Source organism: Parafrankia irregularis (assembly GCF_001536285.1).
Classification (GTDB): Bacteria; Actinomycetota; Actinomycetes; order Frankiales; family Frankiaceae; genus Parafrankia; species Parafrankia irregularis.
The window spans coordinates 15,540-35,233 of record NZ_FAOZ01000028.1 but is presented as its reverse complement, the minus strand read 5'-3'; the positions used below and the strand labels follow the sequence as shown (position 1 = coordinate 35,233).

13 protein-coding genes and 1 pseudogene are annotated in these 19,694 nt (G+C 73.6%); 3 read left to right on the top strand and 11 right to left on the bottom strand.

All coding sequences use genetic code 11. The annotated features are described in order from the left end of the window. Window positions 1-201 precede the first annotated feature (201 nt). Window positions 202-1,893, top strand: a complete 1,692-nt coding sequence (locus AWX74_RS29655) for a UDP-N-acetylmuramate--L-alanine ligase (RefSeq protein WP_091283571.1) — start codon at window positions 202-204, stop codon at window positions 1,891-1,893. Between the two features lie 121 nt (window positions 1,894-2,014). Beyond that, window positions 2,015-2,557, top strand: a complete 543-nt coding sequence (locus AWX74_RS29650) for a nitroreductase/quinone reductase family protein (protein ID WP_091283569.1) — start codon at window positions 2,015-2,017, stop codon at window positions 2,555-2,557. A gap of 73 nt (window positions 2,558-2,630) precedes the next feature. Here the strand turns inward: AWX74_RS29650 and AWX74_RS29645 are convergent, their stop codons facing one another. From AWX74_RS29645 to AWX74_RS29625, 5 genes are all read right to left on the bottom strand, one after another. Further along, entirely contained in the window at window positions 2,631-4,133 is a 1,503-nt protein-coding gene (locus tag AWX74_RS29645; RefSeq protein ID WP_091283567.1) for a UDP-N-acetylmuramate--L-alanine ligase, read from the bottom strand. 13 nt (window positions 4,134-4,146) lie between these two features. Further along, a complete protein-coding gene (murG, locus tag AWX74_RS29640; RefSeq protein WP_091283564.1) occupies window positions 4,147-5,277 on the bottom strand; it encodes an undecaprenyldiphospho-muramoylpentapeptide beta-N-acetylglucosaminyltransferase in 1,131 nt (376 codons plus the stop codon). Window positions 5,278-5,465: 188 nt separating this feature from the next. Then, window positions 5,466-6,917, bottom strand: coding sequence for a putative lipid II flippase FtsW (ftsW, locus tag AWX74_RS29635; RefSeq protein ID WP_091283562.1), 1,452 nt, complete (start codon window positions 6,915-6,917; stop codon window positions 5,466-5,468). A gap of 46 nt (window positions 6,918-6,963) precedes the next feature. Then, window positions 6,964-8,499 (bottom strand): Mur ligase family protein, encoded by a 1,536-nt coding sequence (locus AWX74_RS29630; protein WP_091283561.1) that lies wholly within the window; start codon window positions 8,497-8,499, stop codon window positions 6,964-6,966. A 167-nt stretch (window positions 8,500-8,666) separates the two neighbouring features. Further along, a complete protein-coding gene (locus tag AWX74_RS29625) occupies window positions 8,667-9,881 on the bottom strand; it encodes an RNA-guided endonuclease InsQ/TnpB family protein (RefSeq protein WP_091283559.1) in 1,215 nt (404 codons plus the stop codon). Between the two features lie 21 nt (window positions 9,882-9,902). On the opposite strand from AWX74_RS29625, the pseudogene AWX74_RS29620 reads away from it, so the two are divergent. Beyond that, a pseudogene (locus tag AWX74_RS29620) lies at window positions 9,903-10,224 on the top strand (transposase). A 42-nt stretch (window positions 10,225-10,266) separates the two neighbouring features. Here AWX74_RS29620 and mraY read toward each other — a convergent pair. The 6 genes from mraY to rsmH all read right to left on the bottom strand — a co-directional run bounded on the left by mraY (window position 10,267) and on the right by rsmH (window position 19,654). After that, a complete protein-coding gene (mraY, locus tag AWX74_RS29615) occupies window positions 10,267-11,334 on the bottom strand; it encodes a phospho-N-acetylmuramoyl-pentapeptide-transferase (protein ID WP_006540936.1) in 1,068 nt (355 codons plus the stop codon). Window positions 11,335-11,341: 7 nt separating this feature from the next. Then, window positions 11,342-12,892 (bottom strand): UDP-N-acetylmuramoyl-tripeptide--D-alanyl-D-alanine ligase, encoded by a 1,551-nt coding sequence (locus AWX74_RS29610; RefSeq protein ID WP_091283557.1) that lies wholly within the window; start codon window positions 12,890-12,892, stop codon window positions 11,342-11,344. Further along, on the bottom strand, window positions 12,889-14,454 hold the full coding sequence (locus tag AWX74_RS29605; RefSeq protein ID WP_091283671.1) for a UDP-N-acetylmuramoyl-L-alanyl-D-glutamate--2,6-diaminopimelate ligase: 1,566 nt from the start codon (window positions 14,452-14,454) through the stop codon (window positions 12,889-12,891). Before AWX74_RS29605 ends, AWX74_RS29610 begins: the two co-directional genes overlap by 4 nt. Before the next feature lie 195 nt (window positions 14,455-14,649). Beyond that, window positions 14,650-17,043 (bottom strand): peptidoglycan D,D-transpeptidase FtsI family protein, encoded by a 2,394-nt coding sequence (locus tag AWX74_RS29600; RefSeq protein WP_165615825.1) that lies wholly within the window; start codon window positions 17,041-17,043, stop codon window positions 14,650-14,652. Next, window positions 17,040-18,638, bottom strand: coding sequence for a cell division protein FtsL (ftsL, locus tag AWX74_RS29595; RefSeq protein WP_091283555.1), 1,599 nt, complete (start codon window positions 18,636-18,638; stop codon window positions 17,040-17,042). The genes AWX74_RS29600 and ftsL overlap by 4 nt, the downstream gene beginning before the upstream one ends. Next, window positions 18,635-19,654 (bottom strand): 16S rRNA (cytosine(1402)-N(4))-methyltransferase RsmH, encoded by a 1,020-nt coding sequence (gene rsmH, locus AWX74_RS29590; protein WP_193209704.1) that lies wholly within the window; start codon window positions 19,652-19,654, stop codon window positions 18,635-18,637. The genes ftsL and rsmH overlap by 4 nt, the downstream gene beginning before the upstream one ends. Window positions 19,655-19,694 lie beyond the last annotated feature (40 nt).

The following is a 19,694-nucleotide window of genomic DNA, read 5'->3' as shown; positions in this document are numbered from 1 at the left end:
CCTCAACCTTCACCGTCAGCTAGACGGTTACAGTTATGTCAACTTCCGACTGTGGATCGGACAGTAGGCACGGCTTCGGCAGTGGTCAAGGAAGCTGTCGGCGCGTCACACCGATGGGATTCACGTCCCCTTCGTCACACCGGTACCGGCTCGCCCGGCCGCCGGCACCGCACTCGTGCCGGGTGGTGTGTACTGCGTGGCGTGACCGGTCAGAACTCCGCAGGACCCGCGGCCGCGCAGACGGCCGGGCCGGCGTCCATCGTCACCCCTTCCCAGCCACAGCCCGATCGGGCGAAACGGGTGCACTTTCTCGGCATCGGCGGTTCCGGCCTGTCGCCCCTGGCCCAGATCCACCTGGCCGGCGGCGGGGAGGTCTCGGGCAGCGACCAGGAGGACTCGGCCCGGGTCGCCATGCTGCGGGCGCTGGGAATCGCGGTCCGCGTCGGGCCGCCCGCCGACCCGGCCGCGCTGGCCACCGAGCTGCGCGGGGCGGACGTCATCGTGGCCTCGAGCGCGTTGCGGGACGACCACCCCGAGATCGTCGCGGCCCGCGCGCTCGGCATCCCCGTCATGCGTCGCTCCGACTGGCTGCCGGAGCTGACCGCGGCCTACCGGCTGGTCGCCGTCGCAGGCTCACACGGCAAGACCACGACGGCCGCCATGCTCACCCTGGTGCTGCGGGCCGCCGGGGTGGATCCCACCGCCGTCATCGGCGCCGAGGTGGCCCAGCTGGGGGGCAGCGCGGTGGCCGGGACGAGCGATGTGTTCGTGCTGGAGGCAGACGAGTACGGCGGGGCGTTCGCCGGGCTCGACCCCGAGCTCGCCGTGATCACCAATGTCGAGTGGGAGCACCCGGACCTCTTCCCGGACGAGGCGTCGGTCCACGCGGTGTTCACCGACTTCGCCGCGCGGGTCCGCCCGGGCGGGCGGCTCGTGGTCTGCGGCGACCATCCCGGGGTCGCCGCCGTACTCGCCCGGCTCGAGCAGCGCGCCGCCGCACCCGACCAGCCCCACGCCACACCGGAACAGCCCGGACCCGACCAGCCCCACGCCACACCTGACCAGACCGGGCCCACCCTCGACCAGACCGGCCCGGCGGGGCGGGCGCGGGTCGTCGACTACGGCTTCGCGGCGGGGCGGACCTGGCAGGCCGTCGGCTATACGCCTCGGCCCGGCGGCGGCTCGGTGTCGACCGTGTGGCACGACGGCGTCGAGGTGGGTGAGCTCGCGCTGGCGCTCCCCGGCCCGCACGTCGCCCTGAACGCCCTCGCCGCCCTCGCCACCTCGGCGGAGCTGGGGGTGGCGCCAGAGACCGCGCTGCGGGCGCTGGGGACGTTCTCCGGCGCCGCCCGGCGCTTCGACACCGTCGGCCAGGCGAGCGCGGCGGGCGGCACCGCCGTCGAGATCGTCGACGACTACGCCCACCATCCGACGGAGATCCGGGCCACCCTGCGGGCCGCCCGCGACCGGGCGGCGGGGCGCCAGGTCTGGGCCGTGACCCAGCCGCACACCTTCAGCCGGCTCGCCGCGCTGCTCGACGACTTCGCGACGGCCTTCGAGGACGCCGACCGCGTCTACGTCACCGACATCTACGCCGCACGCGAGACGGACGACCTCGGCCTGCACGCGACCGATCTGGCCAAGAGGATCAGCGGGCCTCGGCGCAGCGACTATGTGAGCTGGCCCGAGCTGCTCGACCGGCTCCTCACCGACCTGGACGCGGCGGCGGACAACGTCCAGGGCGACCAGGGCGTCCTGCTCCTCACACTTGGCGCCGGCACGATCACCACCGTCGGCCCGCTCCTGTTGGATCGGCTCCGCCGCCCCGGTGACCACGACCAGACCCCCGTTCCGGACACGATGGGACAGATCCCCAGGACGCGACCGGCCTGACAGGCCTTCCCTGCCGGCCAGCTCCCTGCGCGAATGGTTGACTGCGCCGCGTGACAATCGTCGGTGAGTGGCCGCGTGACAGCCCCACCGGCCGCTCCGATGGCGAGGGTGAGGATCGACGATGACCGAGACGCGGCCCGCACAGAGTCGTGAATTCGACTTCAGGGTGGTCAACCAGGCGGTGATCAACGAGTACCGGGCCACCGGGGGGAAGCTGGAGAAGACCCTGGCCGGCTCACGCCTGCTGCTGCTGACCACGGTCGGTGAGACCACCGGACGCCCGCACACCACGCCGCTCGGCTACGTACCGGACGAGTCCGACGCGGCCGACGGCTCCGCGGACGCGGCTGGCAGCTCCGCGGACGCGGCTGGCGGCTCCGGCGAGGCCGACCGGTCGGAGGGCTCGGGATCCCGCCGCCTGGTCGTCTACGCGTCGAACATGGCCGCCGGCGAGCATCCGCAGTGGTACCGCAACCTGCTGGCACAGCCGAAGGTCACCGTCGAGGTCGACACCGACCGGTTCGACGCGCAGGCGTCCACTGCCACCGGCGCCCAGCGGGAACGGCTGTACGAGGCGCTGGTGGAGGGCATGCCGGGAATCCGCTCCCACCAGGAGCAGACCACCCGGGAGATCCCCGTCGTCATCCTCGCGCCGCTGCGCTGAGGCCTCGCCGGCCCTCTCGGAGGGCTCGCCGACGGAACACCGCCAGGCGGCCGCGCCTCCCGCGGGAGGCGCGCTAGCCGCGGTGGGAGGCGGCGCGGGCGGTCAGCAGGCGCAACAGCTCAGGCCCGATCTGCGTCACGTCTCCGGCACCCAGGGTGAGGACGACGTCCCCCGGGCGGGCCCGGTCCATCAGCTGGCCCGGAACCGCCGACCAGGACGGCTCGTAGCCGACCTCGGCCTGCCCGCCGCGCGCCGCCAGGGCGACCCGCGCACCGCCGGCTCCCGGCTCGGGTGCCTGGGCGGCGCCGTAGACGTCCATCACGACGACCGAGTCTGCGGACCGCAGCGCCTCACCCAGCCGCTCGGCGAGCAGCGCGGTGCGGCTGTACAGATGCGGCTGGAACGCGACGACCACCCGTCCGCCGCTGGCGAGCGCCCGCGCGGTGGAGATCGCGGCGGTGACCCGGTCCGGGTGGTTGGCATAGTCGTCGACGACCCGGACCCCGGCGGCCGAGCCCAGCGGCTCGAACCGGCGCCGGACCCCGGCGAACGACGCCAGCCCGGCGAGCAGGCCGTCCGCGGGCGCCCCCAGGGCGAGCCCCGTCGCCAGCGCGGCCGCGGCGTCCAGCAGGTGATGGCGGCCGGGCACCCGTAGCGACATCCGGCCCAGGCGTACGCCGTGAGCGATGATCTCGGCGCTGGTGCCCGCGGTGGAGACCTCCGCCGCGACGATGCGCAGGTCCGCGGACGGCCCGAACCCGTACCCGGTCAGCCACGGCCCCCGCCCGCCGGACCTGCCGGCGCCCCCGGTGCCGGCCCCGAGGCCGGCGCCGGCGGCTTCGGTGGCCCTGGCGGCCTGGCGTGCCGCCTCGGTGGCGAGGCTCCAGGCGGCCTCGTCGTCCACGCAGGCGACCAGGAAGCCGTCGGGCTCGACCCGGTGCAGGAAGGTCGCGAACGACGCGCGCAGGGCGGGCACCGTCCGGTAGAAGTCCAGATGCTCGTCGGCCGCCCCGGTGAGCACCGCACCGTGCGGCTGGAGCTGCCAGAACGCGCCGCCGTCCTCGTCGGCCTCGACGATCATCAGATCGGAGCTGCCCGCGTGGGTCTGTGACCCCGCCTCGCCGGGGTCCCCCCCGACGGCGAAGGTGGGGTCCTCCCCGCACGCCTGCAACGCGGCGGTGAGCATCATCGCCACGGTCGTCTTCCCGTGCGAGCCCGCGACCGCGACGCCCCGATGCCCCTGCATCAGCCCGGCGAGCGCGGCGGAGCGGGTCAGGATCCGCAGCTCACGCCGGCGGGCCTCGGCCAGTTCGGGATCCTCGGCGGGCACCGCGGGCGCCACCACGACGAGATCGACGCCGTCCAGGCCGCCCGGGTCGAAGCCGGCCGGATCACGACCCACCGTGACCGGAACACCGAGCGCCCGCAGCTGCGCCAGCTGGCGGGACTCGACCGCGTCGCTCCCGGACACCACCGCGCCCCGGGCGACCAGCAGCCGCGCGAGGCCGCTCATGGCTACTCCGCCGATACCGACGAGGTGAACCCGCCGCCATCCCTCGGGAAGATCGCGCGCCATCACGCCGGAGTCCTCAGCCCGCCGCGTGCCGGGGGCCCGAATGGCGGCGGGTCGCCTCCGCCCGTCTGATCATCTCGACGATCGTCCGGGCGGCGTCCGGATGCCCGCTGCCCGCACACGCCGCGGACATCTTGCCCAGCCGCTCCGGTGACGTCAGCAGCGGCAGCAGGTTGGCGGCCAGCCACTCGGGGCTCAGCTCGGCGTCCTCCACCAGCAGGCCACCACCGGCCTCGACCGTGGGGAGCGCGTTGCGCCGCTGCTCGCCGTTGCCGTGCGGCAGCGGGACGTACACGGCCGGCAGACCGACGGCGGCGAGCTCCGCGCAGGTCATCGCCCCGGACCGGCACAGGCTCACGTCAGCCGCGGCATAGGCGGACGGGATGTGGTCCAGGTAGGGCAGCACGCGGTACGGCGCGGGCAGGCCCGCCGGCAGCGCGGCGACGACCTCGTCGTAGTTCTTCGGCCCGGCGGCATGCAGGACCTGGATGCCCGCACCGGTCAGGGCCCGCGCGGCACCGACGGCCGCGCTGTTCAGCGAGCGGGCGCCCTGCGAGCCGCCGAACACCAGCAGGGTCGCCCGGTGCGGGTCGAGGCCGTAGCGGGCCCGGGCGTCCCGGGCGGCCGGCACCGAGCGGTCCAGGGTGAGGATCTCCTCGCGCAGCGGGATCCCCGCCAGCGTGGCGCCCCGCAGCGGGGTGCTGGGGTAGGACGTGGCGACGAACGAGGTGAGGCGCGCGCCCAGCCGGTTGGCCAGGCCCGGCAGCGGGTTGGCCTCGTGCACGACGATCGGCACCTTCGCCCGACGCGCCGCGAGATAGGCCGGCACGGCGACATACCCGCCGAAGCCGACGACGACGTCCGCGCGCACCTCCCGCATCGCCGCGCGGGCCGCGCCGACCGCGGCCAGCAGCCGGTTCGGCACGGTCAGCAGCGCCGGGGTCGGGCGCCTGGGCATCGGCACCTTCGGCACGGTGGCCAGCTGGTACCCGCGCGCGGGCACCAGCTTCGCCTCCAGGCCGGTCTCGGTGCCCAGCAGGGTCACCCGGATCCGCGGGTTGTCCGCACGCAGCGCGTCGGCCACCGCGAGCGCCGGTTCCACATGGCCGGCAGTTCCGCCGCCGGCGAGCAGCACACTTCGCAACATCGGCCCTGACGATTCCACATCGGCACCGGCCGCACACAACATGGTCGGTCGCAGGCCCGGCGTGGCTCGCCGGGCCTGCCCGTCCGGGCCCGGGCCGGGCCATGTCCGAGCCTGGGGCGGCCCATGTCCGAGCCTGGGGCGGGTCTGCTCGGGGCGGGTCTGCTCGGGTCGGTTCAGGTCTGCTCGGGTCAGGCCGGGTCCTGCGCGAGAGGAGCGGCGGCGGAGCGGCGGCGTCGGCGCAGCCAGACCCGGTTCGCCCGGCCCTCCCGGCGCGCCTCGGCGCGTTGCGCCAGGTACCGGGCGGCGTCGGGCTCGGCCCGCGCGAAGGCCAGCAGCATGCCGAGGGCGCCCATCGTCGGCAGCAGCGCCGACCCGCCGAACGACACCAGCGGAAGGGTCACCCCGGTGATCGGCAGCAGCCCGACGACCGCGCCCATGTTCACGACGGCCTGCGCGATGAGCCACGCGGTCACCCCCGCGGCGGCGAGCCGGATGAACAGGTCGTCGGTGCGGTGCGCGATGCGCAGACCGGCGTAGCCCATCACCCCGAACAGGCCGACCGTCACCAGGCTGCCCAGCAGGCCGAGCTCCTCGCCGATGATCGCGAGGATGAAGTCGGTGTGGACGGCGGGCAGCAGGTCCGGCCACTTCTCCTTGGACGCCCCCAGCCCCTCCCCCCACCAGCCACCGGATGACAGCGCGTAGATGCCCTGGACGGCCTGGAACCCGGTGTTGCTGGCGTCCGCGAACGGATCACGGAACGACATCAGCCGCGCCAGCCGGTACGGCGCGCTGATCGCCAGGACGGTGGCGGCGGCGACCATGCCGCCCAGCAGGCCGGCGTAGATCCGCAGCGGGGTCCCGACGACCCAGAGCACGGCCAGCGGCACGACGGTGACGCAGATGGAGCCCCCGAGATCGGGCTCCAGCATCAGCAGCAGGTCGACGAACAGGAAGCCGGGAACCACCGGGATGATCAGATGCTTCCAGTCGACCAGCAGGCGGTGCTTGCGGACGAGGACGTCCGAGCACCACAGCAACAGCGCGATCTTCGCGAACTCGCTGGGCTGCAGGGTGTACGGACCGACCGGGATCCACTGCCTGGACCCGTTCTCGACATGCCCGATCCCGGGCACGAGCACCGCCATCAGCAGCACCACCGTGATGCCGAGCAGCGGGTAGGCGGCCGCGCGGAAGACCCGCACCGGCAGGCGACTGGCGATCACCAGCAGCGGGATCCCGATGCCGGCCCAGGTCGCCTGGCGCAGGAACAGCGTGTAGGACGAACCGAAGTCCTGACGGGACCGCACGCTGGACGCGGAGAGCACCATGACCAGGCCCAGCAGCAACAGCAGCCCGGCGGAGGAAAGCAGCAGGTAGTACGACGCCATCGGGCGGTCGAGAATCGGCGTGCGCGGGTCGTCCGCCCAGGACTCACCGGCCTCGTCCGGCGTCGGCGGATCACCGCGACCGGGTTGCCCGGGACCCGACGCGGCGATGGTGGCGGCCGTGGCGGGCCCGGACGCCCTGGAGGCCGCTCTGGACCCCCCGGACGACCCGGCGGAACCGGACACGGTGCCGGTGGCGCGCCCGGGGCCCCCTGCCCGCGTGGTACGCGCGCCGGTCATGCGCTCGCTCACACTCCCCCTCCCCGACGCACCGGTGGGGACGGTCGCGCCGACGCGTTCAGCCTTCCCGTGCCCGCACGGCCGCGGTGAACAGGTCACCGCGCTCCGCGTAGTCACGGAACATGTCCATCGAGGCCACCGCGGGGGCGAGCAGCACCGTGTCGCCCGGTGCCGCGAGCTTCATGGCGGCCTCCACCGCATCGTCCATGCCGCCGGCGCGTTCCACGGGGACATCGGGGGCGTGTCGGGCGAGAGCCGCCGCGATCTCGTCGGCGCACCGGCCCATCAGCACCACCGCGCGCAGGGTAGGCCGGGCTGTGACCACGAGATCGTCGAATTCCAGGCCCTTGTTGAGGCCGCCCGCGATCCATACCACCGACGGGTACGCGCGCAGCGACGACGCAGCCGCGTGCGGGTTGGTGGCCTTGCTGTCATCGACATAGCGGACACCGCGCAGGAGCCCGACGGTGGCGTTGCGGTGGGCTCCGGGGCGGAACATCGCGAGCGCGGCGCCGATGGCGGCCGGGTCCACGCCGTCCGCCCGGGCGAGCGCCGCCGCGGCGAGCGCGTTGGCGATGTTGTGAGGCCCGAGGTCGGCGCCGACGGTGGGCAGCGGGCTGGCGGCCAGCCCGCCCGGCTCGGCCCGCACGGCCTGGTCGACACTCGCGCCCCGGCCGGCTGCCACCCGACCGGAGGCACCCGAGCCGCGCCCCGGTGAGTGGCCGGCCGCGCCGAGGTCGGCGACCGCGATCAGCCGGCCGCCGGAGAAGGCACGGTCGACCAGATAGCCGCCGACCACGGTGAGATCGGGCCGCGGGCTTCCGTTCGGGTCCAGGCCGAAGGTGATCCGCCGGCCGGGTGCCCGCGCCAGCAGCTCCAGGCTGGCCGGATCGTCCGCGTTGCCCACCGCCACGGTCTGCGGCGCCGCCCAGATCCGTGCCTTGGCCGCCGCGTGGCCCGCGGCCCCGCCGTGCCAGTCCAGGTGGTCCGGCGCCACGTTGAGCACTGCGGCGGCGCGCGGCGCGACGGTCTGGGTGTAGTGCAGCTGGAAGCTCGACAGCTCGACCGCGAGGACGTCGTAGGGCGGGCGGGCGTCGACCGCCGTCACCAGCGGCGTACCGATGTTGCCGGCCGTGGTGGCCCGCCGGCCACCGGCGAGCAGCATCGCGCCGAGCATCTCGGTCGTCGTGGTCTTCCCGTTGGTTCCGGTGATCGCGAGCCAGCGGGACAGCCCGCGCCAGCGCCAGGCGAGCTCGACCTCCCCCCACACCGGAACACCGGCGGCCGCCGCGGCCCGCAGCAGCGGCGTCGTGGGTGGCACGCCTGGCGACGTCACGACCAGTGTGGCCGCTCCGTGGCCCGCCGGGAGCCCGCCGAGGCGGACCTCGACTCCGTGCTGGCGCAGCCGGTGGGCCGCCGTGTGCTGGCCGGGGCCGTCGGCCGCGTCGACGGCCGTCACCCGTGCCCCGCGGGCCGCCAGCGCCTCGGCCGCCGCGACCCCGGAGAGACCGACCCCGACCACCAGAACCGGCTTTCCGACCAGCTCGGACGCATCCAGGATCTCGGTTCTTTCCGTCCGAGCCTGGCCGGTCATCGTCGGGCCAGTCGTTGTCGTGCCCGGCGTGAAGTCCGGATCGTTCCTCGCGCCCGCGACCCCCCCGGAATCAATGTCCGCCTCTCCGTCGCGCCGCGATCCGGACCTACTCATCTTGACGTCCTCCCCGGTCTGAAGCTGAAGGCCGGGGATTCCTACCGTGCCGCTCACGCGGCACCTCGAAGGGTTCCTGCTTCGACGCCAACAGCCGGAACAGGATCCGGTCTCACATCGGCTCCGCAGGCGTTTTCCGTCTCCGCCCGGCCGGCGGCGACGATCCGACGACCCTCGAACAGAATGTTCCGAGCCGCGTTCAGATCACGATCATGTTTCGTAACGCAGGCCGGGCAGACCCACTCCCGGACCGCCAGCGGCTTCGGGCCGTCCTTCACCCCGCACGCCGAACACACCTGCGACGACGGGAAGAACCGGCCCACCCGCACCACGATGCGGCCCCGACGGGCCGCCTTCTCCTCGATCAGCCCGAGCAGCGACGCCCACCCGGCGTCGTGAACCGACCGGGCCAACCTCGACCGGGCCAGCCCGGACACCGCCAGATCCTCGACGTAGACCGCTTGGTTGTCGCGGACGAGCCGAGCGGCAAGCTTGTGATGGTGGTCCCGGCGGGTTTCTCGTACCTTCCGGTGCAGCACCGCCACCCGGCGCACCGCCTTCCGACGGTTCGCGGAACCCTTCCGCTTCCGGGCCAGCGCCCGCTGAGCACGAGCAAGACGCCGCTGCTTCGACCGCAGATACCGAGGGTTCGCGACGACCTCACCCGTGGACAAGGTCGCCAACCGGCCGAGCCCGAGATCGATCCCCACATCGCCGGACACGACCGGGTACGGCTCGTCCACGACATTGACCACGAACGACACGTGGTACCGGCCGTCGGCCTCCCGGATCACGGTGACCGACGACGGGACCGACGGCAACTCCCGAGACCAGACCAGTGCGACCTCCCCGACCCTGGCGATCCGCACCCCTCGGGTAGTGACCCCGAACCCGTTACGGGTGAGGCGGATCGACTGCCGGTTGTCCTTGCGTGACCGGAATCGAGGATGGCCCACCCGGCGGCCCCTGCGTCTCCCGGACAGCGAGCCGAACCAGTTCCCGAACGCCCGCCGCGCGTCCTGGCACGCCTGCACCAGCACGACCGACGACACCTCACCAAGCCACACCCGTTCGGGTGTCCGCTTCGCCAACGTGACGACCCGACGCTGCACCTCGGCGTCCGACAACCTCTCCCCTGCCGCGTGCGCCGCGTCACGGAGCCGGATGCAGTCGTTGTAGACCACCCGGGCGCAACCGAACGCCCGCGCCAACGCCAACGCCTGCCCCGGCGACTGGTAGGCCCGATAGCGGTAGCGCACGAGCGGCATGCCGCCGACCTTATTTGATCTATGGAGATGTCCGACGACTACCGACGTGGTAGGCATGTGCTCTCCGCGCTCCACGTTCGCTTGGTCTTCGTGACGAAGTACCGGCGTGGCGTGCTCGACCCGGCGATGCTCGAAGCCTGCGAACGAATCATGCTTGGTGTCCGCGTCGACCTCGGCGCGACGATGGCCGAGCTCAGCAGAGTTCACCGACCGGGTGAACCGAGCCTCGATGTGCGGCCGTTTTCGGTCGCCATCGTACTTCGCCGCGTCCGCCGGAGCAGCCCCCATCGCGCTGTCGCAGCAGTACGCCGAAGGGCAACAGCGACCAGCCCCGATGCGCTGACCCCGCCCTGAAGGGCGGGGCTTGCGCGCTACGTTTCCACGGTCAACCGCCCCCATGGGAGAGAAACTCGGCGTAGAACAGCCCCAGCCCGAACGCGACCGCCAGGCCGGAAACAATCCAGAAGCGGATGATCACAGTAGTCTCGGGCCATTCGGCAAGCTCGAAGTGATGGTGAATGGGCGCCATGTTGAACACCCGCTTTTTCGTCGCCTTGAAGAAGGCCACCTGAATCATCACCGACAGGGTCTCGATCACGAACAGGCCGCCCAGCACGAACAGCAGCAGCTCGGTGCGGCTGACGATCGCGATGCTGGCGAAGGCCCCGCCGAGCGCCAGCGAACCGGTGTCACCCATGAAGATCTTGGCCGGGCTGGCGTTCCACCACAGGAAGCCGAAACACGCACCCATCGCCGCGGCGGCCACCAGCGCGACGTCCAGCGGGTCACGCACGTAGTAGCAGCCCTGGGTGAGCGCACCGGCCTCGCAGATGTTGCCGAACTGCCAGAACGAGATGACGACATAGGCACCGAAGACCATCGCCGAGGTGCCGGCCGCGAGCCCGTCCAGGCCGTCGGTCAGGTTCACCGCGTTCGAGGTCGCGGCGATGATGATCCAGGCCAGCAGCGGGAACCCGATCAGCCCGACCGAGAAGCCGGTGTCACGCACCACCGAGATGAACGTCGAGCCCGGCAGCAGGCCGGCGTCGTTCTTGAACCGGACGGCCAGCAGCCCGAAGGCCAGCGCGACCGCCGCCTGGCCCGCGAACTTGGTCCGCGCCGTGAGGCCCAGGCTGCGCTGCTTGCGGATCTTTATGTAGTCGTCCAGGAAGCCGACCACGCCCAGGCCCGTCATCACCATCAGCACCAGCAGGCCCGACGCGGTGAGGCCGATGCCGGCCACCAGATGCGCGACGAAATAGCCGACCAGTGTGGCGAGGATGATGACGGTGCCGCCCATGGTGGGCGTGCCTCGCTTGGTCAGGTGGCTGGACGGGCCGTCCTCGCGGATCTCCTGCCCATAGCCCTGGCGTCGGAAGAAACGAATCACCGACGGGGTGCCGAGCAGCGAGACCACCAGCGCGACCAGCGCGGCGACGAGAACGCCTCTCACGCGAATGTCACCCGCGCGTGCCAGGTTCGCCGGAGTGCCCCACCGTATTCCACGTGTACTCGGTCCCCTCGATCGCGGCGCCCGCGACGCCGTCCTTTCGATCTTCCTGACCGGCACCGCTGCCCGTGACAGGCCCCGCTGCCAGCCCCGCCGCCACTGCTTCGAGCCCAAACGACCGGCTCGCCTTCACCAGCACCACATCGCCGGGACGGACCTGCCCTCCCAGGAAGGCCACGGCCTCGTCGACACCGGGCACCCAGGTCGACTCGCCCGCCCAGCCGACGTCCTCCCGGGCGGCCTCGTGCACCCCGAGAGCGCCCGGCCCGACCGCGACCAGCCGCGGCACGCCGAGACTCGCGACGAGCCGGCCGAGGTCGCGATGGGCCTCGGCCGCGCCGGCGCCGAGCTCACCCATCGGCCCGAGCACCGCCCACGCCCGCCCGTCGCCCCGGATGTCCAGCAGCGCCGCCAGCGCGGCACGCATCGACTCCGGGTTCGCGTTGTAGGCGTCGTTGAGCACCACGACACCGCCGGGGGTGGTGGTGACCTCCATCCGCCACCGGCTGCGCGGCCGGGCCCGTTCCAGCGCCGCCGCGGCGTCGGCCGGTGCGAGACCCAGCCCGATCGCCGCGGCAGCGGCGGCCAGCGCGTTGGCGACCTGGTGTGCCCCGATCAGCCCCAGCCGCAGCCGGTGGCGCTCACCCGAGGCCAGCAGGTCGAACGCGGCCCGCCCGGCGGCGTCCACCTCGATCCGCTCGGCGCGGACGTCCGCCCCGGCGCCGGTACCGAACAGCATGACCTTCGCCGATGCCTGCACCCGGGCCGCCATCGGCGCCACCAGCGGGTCGTCCGCGTTGAGCACGACCAGCTCGCTGGCCGCCTCGGCCAGCTCGCCCTTCGCGACGGCGATACCGCGGCGGCCGTCGGCGTACTCACCGACGTGGGCCGACCCGACGTTGAGCACGAGCCCCACCTGCGGACGGGCCAGCGCGCACAGCGTGGCGATGTGCCCGATGCCGCGAGCGCCCATCTCCAGCACCACGAAGCGCGTCTCCGGCTCCGCGCGGAGCATGGTCAGCGGCAGGCCGATCTCGTTGTTGAACGATCCCACCGCGGCGACCGTGGCACCCAGCCCGCCGGGCCCGCCGGAGCCATCGGCCGCGCTGTCGCCGTCCGGCCCGCCGAGCAGGTCGGCCAGCAGGTCCTTCGTGGTGGTCTTGCCCGCCGAACCCGTCACGCCGATCACCGTGGCCGTGTAGCGGTCACGGACGCTCGCGGCCAGCGCCGCCAGGCCCACCGCCGGATCGGTGACGATGACCGCCGGCACGCCCACCGGCCGCGCCGCCAGCACCGCCAGCGCACCGGACCCGACGGCCGCGGCCGCGAAGTCGTGCCCGTCGACCCGCTCCCCGGGCAACGCCACGAACAGCGAGCCCGGGGCGACCTGCCGGGAGTCGATCACCACCGAGGTGACCAGGGCCGCCGGGTCCACGCCCGCGCAGTCGGCGAGCCGGCCCCTGGTCGCCGCCGCCACCTCGGCGAGGCTCAGCGCGATCACCGCGCGGCCCGCAGCGCCGCGGCCAGCACCTCACGGTCGTCGAACGGGGTGATCACGCCGGCGACGTTCTGCCCGGTCTCGTGCCCCTTGCCCGCGACCACCACGGCGTCGGCCGGCCCGGCCGCGGCGACCGCCAGCGCGATCGCCGCCGCCCGGTCGGGCTCGACGACGAACCGGCCCATGCCGGCCACCTCACGGGCGCCGGCGACGACCTGGTCGAGGATCACGGCCGGGTCCTCCGACCGGGGGTTGTCGTTGGTGAACACGGCGAGGTCCGCGAGCCGGGCGGCGGCGGCGCCCATCAGCGGCCGTTTCGCGCGGTCCCGGTCACCACCGCAGCCCAGCACGACGATCACCCGCCCGGTCACCAGCGGGCGGACCGCCTCGAGCAGGGTGACCACGGCGTCCGGGGTGTGCGCGAAGTCGACGACGGCGAGGAACGGCTGGCCCCCGTCGACCCGCTCCATCCGGCCCGGAACGCCGGTCAGCGAGGAGATCCCCTCCGCCGCCGCCTCCAGCGGGACTCCGGCCGCGGCCAGCAGGGCCAGCGCGCCAAGGGCGTTCGCCAGGTTGAACCGGCCGGGCAGCGCTACCGAAAGGTCCGCCTTGGCCCCGTCCGGGCCGAGCGCGCGGCACACCGTGCCGGCCGGGCCGGCGACGACATCCTCCGGCCACCAGTCGGCGTCGGCACCGGTGACGGAGTAGGTGCGCGCGTCCGGGCGCTGCCGCGCGAGGCGGCGGCCCCAGTCGTCGTCGACGCAGATCACCGCGGCCTTGCTGCGCCCGGCCTCGAACAGCGTCGCCTTGGCGGCGAAGTAGTCCTCCATCGTCGGATGGAAGTCCAGGTGGTCCTGGCTGAGGTTCGTGAAGGCGGCGCCGGTGAACCGCAGCGCGTCGACCCGGTGCTGGGCCAGGGCGTGGCTGGAGACCTCCATCACCGCCGCGGTGACCCCGCGCTCGACCATCGTCGCGAACAGGGCCTGCAGGTCGCTGGACTCGGGCGTGGTCCGCACCGACGGGACGACCGTGCCGCCGATGCGGGTCTGCACCGTGCCGATCAGTCCGGTGGTGTGACCGGCGGCCCGCAGGCCGGCGTCCAGCAGGAACGCGGTCGTGGTCTTGCCGTTGGTTCCGGTGACACCGAGCAGCGTCAGCGCCTGGGTCGGCTGGCCGTACACCCAGGCGGCCGCCGGGGCCAGGTCGCGGCGCGGGTCGTCGGTCACCAGCACGGGGACCCCGACCCGGCCGGCCAGCCGGGCGGCACCGGACGCATCGGTGAGCACCGCGACCGCCCCCGCGGCGACGGCACCGACGGCGAAGTCGGCGCCGTGCACGTTCGCGCCGGGCAGGGCCGCGTACAGATCGCCGGGGATCACCGCACGCGAGTCATGGGTGACGCCGGTGACGCGGACGTCATCGAGGCGCACGCCGGGGCCGGGCTCACCGGAGGGGCCGGGCTCACCGGAGGGCTCGAACGCGACGGCGACGGGGTGCAGGACGCCAGGCAGAGCGGCCAGCGACCGCGGTGACGGCGCTGCCGGACGTAGTGCCGGGGAGGTCACGGACACGACCTTAGTGGGCGGGGAGTCAGAGGATCCGCACGGGCGTCGTGGACGCCGGTGGTCCACCGGGACGACCCGGCCGTCTTCGGGCAGCTCACCGGCGAACCGCCAGCCAGAACAGGGTGCGCCACCCCGGACGCTCCGGACACGGAGGGCGTGCGCGGCTCGGCGGGACGGTCGCAGGCCGGCACGGCGCTAGCGGTCCAGATCGAGGACCAGCGACTCCGGCTTGGTCCCCGGCGGCGGCACCCCCAGGGTCGTGAGCGCGAAACTCATCACCTTGGAGAAGACGGGCGCGGCGACCTCGCCGCCGTAGTAGGCCCCGTTCTGCGGGTTGTCGAGCACGACCTCGACGACGATCTGCGGATCGTCCGCCGGGGCGAAGCCGATGAACGACGAGATGTAGCCCTTGTAGCCCCCGCTGGCCGCGTCGTACCGCTTGGCGGTACCGGTCTTGCCGGCCACCCGGTAGCCGGTGACCTCGGCGGCCGGGGCGGTGCCCTGGTTCGTCGCCACCTCCTCGAGCATGCGGGTGAGGGTGGTCGCCGTCTCGGTCGAGATCACCCGGCGTTCGGGCTCCCGTGCTGTCTCCTGCGCGACCCCGTCCGGGCCGATGACGGCGTCCACCAGCCGCGGCGCGACCCGCAGGCCGCCGTTCGCCACGGTCGCGTAGACCGACGCCATCTGGATCGCGGTCGCCGACATGCCCTGGCCGTAGGCGATGGTCGCCGCCTGGCTGCCCGACCAGTCCGACGCCGCCGGCAGGATGCCCGCCGTCTCACCCGGGAAGTCGAGCTCGGTCTTCTCGCCGAGACCGAACGCGCGCATCATCTCCTCCAGGTTGGCGCTGCCCACCCGTTCGGCGATCTGCACGGTCCCGATGTTGCTCGACCGCGCGAGCACACCGGCCGCGGTGAGGTGCTCCGTCCCGTGCGGCTCGGAGTCGTTGATCCTGACCCCACCCCGTTCGATGGACGACGGAACGGTGATCGGTGTCGTCGCGTCGATCAGGCTGCGGTCGAGCGCCGCGGCCATCGTGATGACCTTGTTGACACTGCCCGGTTCGAAGGCCTGGCCGGTGGAGCGGTTCCCGATCGCGTCCTGGTCCCGTTCGGTGATGTTGTTCGGGTCGTACTGGGGAGCGTCGGCCAGGGCCAGCAGGTCCCCCGTCTTCGGCTGCATCACCACGATGGTCCCGCCGTCGGCCTCGGAGTTCCGCACCACCTCCGCGATCGCTCGCTGCGCCTCCCACTGGATGTCCTTCTCGATGGTGAGGCGCAGCGTCGATCCGTCGACCGGCTCCTTCTCCATGCTCTGCGCGGACGGGATCTCGCGTCCGGACGGGTCCGCCTCGATCTGGCGGCGGCCGTTCGTGCCGTGCAGCACGTCGTCGTAGGCCAGCTCCAGCCCGGCGCGGCCGTCGAGGACGTCGTTGTCACCGCGGCTGGTGAAACCGACGAAGTTCGCGCCGAGGGTCCCCGCGGGATAGCTGCGCCCCCGCTCGTCCAGGACGCCGATGCCGCTCAGGCCCAGCCCGGTGACCTCGTCGCCGACCGACCGTTCGAACCCCCGGCCGAGGTAGACGAACCGTGCCTTGCGGTTCGTCGTCATCAGCTTCCGCAGCTCGTTCTCGGATCTGCCGATCACAGGCGCGAGCTTGCGCGCGGCCGTGAGGATCTCGGCCTCGGACATCACGAACGGGTCCGCGTAGACGGCGCGCTGCTCGATGTCCCGTGCCAGCGGGTAACCATGCCGATCGGTGATCATTCCACGGTCGGCGGGCAGCACCGACTTGCGCAGGACCTGCTGGTGCGCCGCCTCCGCGTAGGCCGACGACCCGAAGCCCTGCAGCTGCGCGAGCCGGCCGGCGATCACGACCAGCACGGCGACCATCAGGACGACGGACGCCCGGATCCGTCGCCGCGGGCTCGCGAGCACGAACGGTCGTGGGGCACGCGTGGCGGAGCCGTCCAGCCCTCGCCGTGCCGGCGGACGCCGCCCGGCTGGCCCGGACCGGCTCCGGGCCGCCCCGCGAACAGGCGTGCCCCGGACGGGCCTGGTCCTGGTAGCCCCCGCGGTACCGCGGGCGGTGGAACGCGGCGGCTGACGGCCCGCCCCTGACGCCCCACTCCTCGCCGAGGACGCACCCCGGGCCGAGGACCCTGCGCGCTCCACCGAACGGCCACGGTCAGCCGAGCGGCCGCGAGCCGACGTGCCACCGGCCGAGGTGCCACCGGCCGAGGTCCGCCGGCCGCCACGCGCGGGCACGGATCCAGGCGTCGCCCGCGGGCCGGTGGTCGTCTCGACGCCGTCGACCTCGGCATCGGTGTAGTCGTCGAACCAGTCGTCCTCGACCGGCTCAGGATCTCGACGGACCGGCGGGCGGCGGGCGGGGGCACCGCGCGGGGGCACCCGGCGCGCGGGAGGCACCCGCGGGCGCTCCTGCTCCGGATCACGGCCGGAGAACCGGCGCACCGCCGGGTCGAGCAGGTCGTCGCTGCCCGAGCTCGGCTCCGCTGGCGAGCTGGTGACGAGACGCAGCCGGGAACGTCCACGGCCGGATGCCGGCCCGCGACCCGTCGAGCTCACTGACCGGCTACCGCCTCTCCACCGGCTCGGGCACCGGCCGCGGGCTCGCCACCCGCCGCCGTCCCGCCGCCGCTCGTGGCCTGGCCGGCCGCCGAAGCCGATCCCTGCGCCTGAGCCTGGCCCTGGCCCTGCGCTGCCGTGTCGGTCCCAACGGCGCCACCTGTCCCCGAGGGCGTACCGGCTCCCGCGGATGCGGTTGTCCCGGCGGTGCCGGTCGCGTCCTGACCGGCGCCGGTTCCAGTCGCGGTCGTTGCGGTCGCGGCGGATCCGGTCGCGGCCGTTCCGTTGGCCGCCGCCGACGGGACCACCACGAGCAGCATCCCGCTGCCCGCCTCGCGAGTGAGCACGCGTGCGCCCGGCGGCAGCGGTGCGTCGCGCGGCAGGAACACGGGCACTTCGCCGGCGACCATCCCGAGCTGGGTGGCCCGTGCGGCGAGCTGGCCCGGGTCCGACTGCTCGTCGAGCTGGACCGACAGCTCCTGCTCCTGACGGGCGAGCGTGGCGGCCTTCTGCTCGAGCTCGTCCGCATGGAACGCGTGCTCCATGAGCGCGATGTTGAGTAGGAGCAGGGACAGCAGGCCCGCCCCCATCAGGACGAGCAGAAGAGCCACGAAGGGACCGCGCGGTGCGTTCGACCGCCCTGGGAGACGCCAGGACGACAGCCGTGGCCAGTCCGGGCGCAGCAGCGGCGAGCCGAGCGCCGGCGCGCTCGCGGCACCGCCCACCATCGACGCGGCCAACCGGCCGGATCCCGACCGCGCCGCACCAGCCCGCGCAGTCGCACCGGAACGGCTCGCCGCCGCACCAGAGCTGGCTGCGGCCGATCCGGAACGGCTCGACGCTGTACCTGAACGGGTCGCCGCCGTCGTGGCGGCCGCACGGGCCGTGCCCGCGCCGGACCTGTTCGCGGCCGTGGCGGATCGGGAGGCTGCCGCGGCCGATCGGCTCGTAGTCGTGCGGGCGGCCCCGGCTCCCCGGGCTACGGAGGACCGGCCGGCACCCGACCGCACTGTGCCGCTGCCCGCCGCGCCCGATCGTGCGCCGCCGCGGGCACGCGGGGCCGCCGTGCCCGCGCGAGCGGCCCTCGTCGCCGCGGGACGCGTTCCGGTTCCGTCCATCGTCTGGTCTTCCATGTCGGCGTAGCCGGCGATGTCGACGCCGGCACCTTCGTGGTTCTGGCCGCGCGAGCGGGCCCGGCCGGAGCCGGTGCTCCGATCGCGCCTGACCGGCCCGGACGCCGAGCCGTCCCGCTGCGGGATCACACCGCCACGGCCGCGCTGCCCGGTGGCCTCGTCGTACGACCCGGTGACCTGGCCGTTCGCCTCGCCGGATTCGACGGATTCGACGGACTCGACGGACTGGTCGTGCGTCACGGTGGCCTGACCGGCCCGGCCGTATGCGGCATCGGCATACGCGCTGCTGTCGTATGCGCCCTCGTCGTAGTCGGCCCGGTCGTATGCGGTGCTGTCATAGACGTAGTCGGCGCGGCGGAACTCAGGCCCGGCCGGGTCCGTCCCGTGGCCCGCGGAACCGGACGCGCGACGAGCCGGACGGGCGCGACCACCACGGGGCAGCGGGTGCGCGGGAGCGGTCATCGGACACCTCCGGTCGGGTTCTTTGCACGGCCCGGCTCGGCCGCCACGCGTTCCGCGGCACGCAGGCGGACGGATCCGGCCCGCGCGTTCCGCTCGATCTCCTGGTCGGACGCCGGCTCGGCGCCACGGGTCAGCCAGCGCAGCGTTGGGCGGGCGTCGTCGGGAATCACCGGCATATCCGGCGGTACGGCTGGAACCGCCCGCGGCCCGAGCGCGCGTTTCACCAGCCGGTCCTCCAGGGAGTGGTACGAGAGCACCACCAGCCGGCCGCCCACCGCCAGCGCGTCGAATGCGGCCGGCAGCGCCCGCTCGAGCACATCCAGTTCGGTGTTCACCTCAATACGCAATGCCTGGAAGGTTCGCTTCGCGGGATTCCCGCCGGTGCGCCGGGCCGCCGCCGGAATGGCATCGCGGATGAGGTCCACCAGCCGCGCGGATGTGGTGAACGGGGCCGTCTGCCGCGCGCTCACCACCGCCTGCGCGATCCGGCGGGCGAAGCGCTCCTCGCCGTAGTTCCGCAGGATGCGGGTAAGGGAGTCGACATCGTAGGTGTTAAGCACGTCGGCCGCGGTCGGCCCGCGCTCCTGGTCCATCCGCATGTCCAGCGGCGCGTCCCGGGAGTACGCGAATCCGCGTTCATCCATGTCGAGCTGCATGGAGGAGACACCGAGGTCGAACAGAATCCCGTTCACCTCGGGGACACCCAGCCCGGAAAGGGCGTCCGGCAGCTGGTCGTAGACCGTGTGCACCAGATCCACCCGGGTACCGAGGTCGGCCAGCCGGTGGCGGCTGTAGGCGAGGGCGCGCGGATCGCGGTCAAGCCCGATGAGCCGGGCCCGCGGAAATGCCTCAAGCAGGGCCAGGGAATGCCCACCCAGCCCCACAGTCGTGTCCACCACGATCGCCCCGGGCCCCTGCATGGCGGGAGTGAGCAGCTCGACGACGCGCTCGGTCAGCACCGGCGTGTGCGTGACGTCCACTGCCAACCCCTCGGCCCTTGTCGAAAACTGGAACATCCCCCGGACGGTCACGCCGGTTCAGGTGACGCCGGGCGCG